Source organism: Chromobacterium sp. FG22 (assembly GCF_057809415.1).
Window position 1 is genome coordinate 1 of sequence record NZ_JBMDJX010000062.1, and the last position, 4029, is coordinate 4029.

Annotated in this window: 2 protein-coding genes; both read right to left on the reverse strand. The window is 73.7% G+C overall.

All coding sequences use genetic code 11. From position 1 onward, the window contains the following. A partial coding sequence (locus ACODSD_RS24670) for a non-ribosomal peptide synthetase (RefSeq protein ID WP_488878598.1) occupies nt 1–3058 on the reverse strand: 3058 nt, incomplete at its 3' end. Between the two features lie 14 nt (nt 3059–3072). Next, on the reverse strand, nt 3073–4029 hold a 957-nt coding region (locus ACODSD_RS24675; RefSeq protein WP_488878599.1), incomplete at its 5' end, for an acyl carrier protein.

Below are 4029 nucleotides of genomic sequence, written 5' to 3' on the forward strand. Positions count from 1 at the left end.
GCGCCGCCTCGGCCGCGTTCTCCGCCGCCGCCGCGCCCGCCTCGATCTGCGGCTCCGGCAGGCGCTTGCGGTCCACCTTGCCGTTGGCGGACTGCGGCAAGGCGTCCAGCCACACCCAGGCGCGCGGCACCATATAGCCCGGCAGCTGCGTCTCCAGCCATGCCTGCACCGCCGCCGCGTCCGCGGCTTCGGCCGAATCTTGCCGCGCCACCAGATAGCCGACCAATTGCTTCTCGTCCGCGGCGCTGCGCCGCAGCGCGACGGCGCAGCCGCTCAAGCCGGGGTGATGGCCCAGCGTTGCCTCGATCTCGCCCAGCTCGATCCGGTAGCCGCGCAGCTTGATCTGCTCATCCACTCGGCCGAGGAACTCCAGCGCCCCGTCGCGCCGCCAGCGCACGCGGTCGCCGGTGCGATACCAGCGCCCGCCGTCCGGCGGCGGCGCCGCGACGAAGCGTTCCGCCGTCAAGTCGGCGCGGCCCAGATAGCCGAGCGCGAGCCCGTCGCCGCCCGCCCACAATTCGCCGGGCACGCCGACCGGCACCAGCCGGCCGCCGGCGTCCACCACGCGCACCTCGGTATTGCCTATCGGCCGCCCAATCGGAATCGAACCGCGTTTCACATCGCCGGCCGTCACCCGATGGCTGCAGGTGAAGGTGGTGTTTTCCGTCGGGCCGTAGCCGTTGATCAGCGCGACGCCCGGGCAGGCCTCGAGAAAGGCGCGGCAGCTCGCCACCGGCAGCGCGTCGCCGCCGGTCAGCAGTTCGCGCAGGCCGCCGAGCGCGGCCGGCTCCTCTTCCACCATCATGCGGAACAGGTCGGCGGTCAGCCACATCGTGGTGACGCCGTCGCGCGACGCCGCGTCCAGGAAGGGCATGCCGGGCTCGGCCAGCACCAGCCGCCCGCCGTTCAGCCAGCAGCCCCAGATTTCGAAGGTCGAGGCGTCGAAGCCCAGCGGCGATTGCTGCAGCATCACCGTCGACGCGTCCAAGCGCGCGTAGCCGCCGCCGACGGCGAGCCGGACCACCGCGCGATGCGGCACCGCCACGCCCTTGGGCCGCCCGGTGGAGCCCGAGGTGTACATCACATAAGCCAGGTCTTCCGCGCGCCGCGCCGCGGACGACACGGGCCGCGCGTCGCCGGCCTCGCAGTCGGCCAGGCTCAGCACCGGTCCGGCGTAATCGCCGAGCCAGCCGGCGTCCAGACCGTCGGCGACGATCATCAAGGCCGGCGCGGCGTCGGCCGTCATCGCGCTCAGGCGCGCGGCCGGATAAGTCGGATCCAGCGGCAGATAGGCGGCGCCCGCCTTCAGCGCCGCGAGGAAGGCGGCCAGCAGCCGCGGCGAGCGCTCGCCCGCGACGCCCACCACCGCGCCCGCCTCGACGCCGGCCGCGCGCAGCGCGCCGGCCGCGCGGTCCGACCACTGATCGAGCTCCGCGTAAGTCCAGCGCTCGCCGCCCTGTTCCAGCGCGACGCGTCCGGGATGGGCGGCCGCGCATTCGCGGAACAACGCGTCGATCGCGGCGTCCGCCCGATACGGGCGCTCATGCCGCCCCCATCCGCGCAGGCGCGCTTCTTCGGCCTCGGACAGGATGGGCAAGCCGCGCGCGTCCGCGTCCGGCGCGGCCAGCGCCGCGCGCAGCAACGCCAGATAATGTTCGCCCAGCTGACGGATGGTGGCCGCGTCGTACAGATCGGTGTTGTACTGCCACACCGCGAAAGTGCCGCGCTCGTCGCCCTCGATCGACAGATAAAGATCGAAGCGCGCGAACGGGCTGTCCAGATCGAAGGGCACGGCCGCGCCGCTCGCGGTGCGCACCGCCGGCAGGCGGACGTTCTGGAAGGCGAACACGGTCTGCGCCAGCTGCTCGTGCCGGGGGCCGCCGCGCGCGCGCAGCCGCTCCACGATGGCGTCCAGCGGCACGCCCTGGCGCGCGAAGGCCTGCGCGCTCGCGTCGCGGACCCGGTCCACCAGCGCGCCGAAGCTGTCGCCCTCGCCCACCTCGGTGGCCAGCGCCACCAGGTTGACGAAGTAGCCGGCGATGTCCTCCGCCGCCTGGAAAGGCCGGTTGGCCGCCGGCGTCAGCGTCAGCCCGCGCGCCTCGCCGGTGTAACGATGCTGCAGCAGCGCGAAGGCGCTGAACAAGGTGGTGAACAGCGTGGTGTTATGGCCGCGGGAGAACGCGGCCGCCGCATCCATGCACGCGGCCGGAATCTCGAAGCGCTCGGTGCCGCCGCGCCCGCTCAGCGCCGGCGGACGCGCGCGGTCGCCGCGTATCGCCGGCACCTCGTCCACCTCCGCCAGCGCCTCCGTCCAGGCGTCCAGTTGCGCGGCGTAGTCCGGCGACGCCATCCAGCGGCGCTGCCAGGCGGCATAGTCTCGATAACTGAGGCGGGGCGCCGAGGGCTCGGCCGCGTCCGGCGACGCGAGATAGGCGCTGAAATCGCGGATCAGCACGCTCATCGACCAGCGGTCGAAGATGGCGTGATGGATGGTCAGCACCAGCACCGCGGCGCGCTCGGGCGTCGAGAACAGATCGACGCGCCACATCGGCGCGCCGGCGGCGAAGGGCTGTCGCGCCAGTTCCGCGGCGCGCGCGCGCAAGGCGTCGTCGCCGTCCACCGCCCACGCTTGCAAGGCGACGAGCGGCTCGGGCAGCACCCGCTGTTGTTCCGGCTCGCCGTCGCTGAAGACGGTGCGCAGGATGTCGTGCCGGCGCGCGAGCGCCGCGAAGGCGCGGGCGACGGCCTCTTCGTCGACGGCGTCCGCGAGTTCGATCGCCGCCTGTTCGTTGTACATCGCCGGATCGCCCAGCCGCGTCGCCGCGACCAGACGGGCCTGCCCCGGCGACAGCGCCGCCGCGTCGCCGGCCTCGCCCGGCAGCGCCGGCGCCAGCGGCGCGGCGCGCGCGCCTTCGTCGTCGAGCACGCTCAGCAGCGCCTCCTTGGCCTCGCGCAGCCGCGCGACCAGCGCGGCGTCGAGCGCGCCCTGCGGCGCCTGTACCTGAAGCTGGTCGCCGCGACGATGCAGCGTGACGCCCGCGTCGGCAAGATCGGTCATGAGCCGTGCCATGGTCATAGCGTGATTTCCTCCGTGTCGGCGCCCGCGGCCGAATGTTGTTCCGTCACCAGCTTGCGCTCCAGTTGCGCCATCACCTGGTCGATCAGTTCGTCCAGCGAGGAGCCGTCGATCAGGTGCGAGATCGCGACGGACACCCCCAGCGCGCGCTCAAGCGCGTTGCGCAGTTCCGCGCCGGTCAGCGAGTCCACGCCCAGGTCCAGCAGCGAAGTCTGACGCGGCAAGGCGGCCGGGCTGGACAGCACCGCGCGCAGTTCCGCGTCCAGATAATCGGCGACCCGCGCGCGGCGCTCGCCGGCGGGACGGCCGCGCAGTTGGTCGAAAGACAGGGTCCGCGCATTCGCCGCCGGCGCGCGGCCGACCAGGCCTTCGATCAGCGGCGGCAGATCGGGCTGTGCCGCGATCCGCGCAAGATCGATCGCGGCCACCACCAGATGCGGCTCGCCGGTGAACGCCCGCTCCAGCGCGGCGAAGGCCTCGCCCTCGCTCAGCGGGTTCAGGCCGCCGGCGCGAATCCGTTCCGCCGTCTTCGCGTCGGCCGCGCCCATGCCGGCCGCCCACGATCCCCAGCCTATGGACAGCGCCGGCCGCGCGCGCAAGCGCCGCCACTGCGCCAGCGCGTCGAGATAGCCGTTGGCGGCGGCGTAGGCGGCCTGGCCGTGACGGCCGACCGCCGCGGAGATGGACGAATACAACAGGAAGAAGTCCAGCGGCTCGGCCTCGGTCAGCCGGTCCAGCAAGACCGCGCCGCCCACCTTGGCGCGCAGGGTCTCGGCGAAGGCCGCGGCGTCCAGCGCGTCCAGCGTCGCGTCGCGCACAATGCCCGCGCAGTGCGCGACGCCGCGTATCGGCCGGCCGGCCGCGGCGAGCGCCCCGCGCAAGGCGGCTTCGTCGGCGACGTCGGCGGCCGCCACGCGGACCTCGACGCCATCGCCGCGCAGACGGGCGCAAGC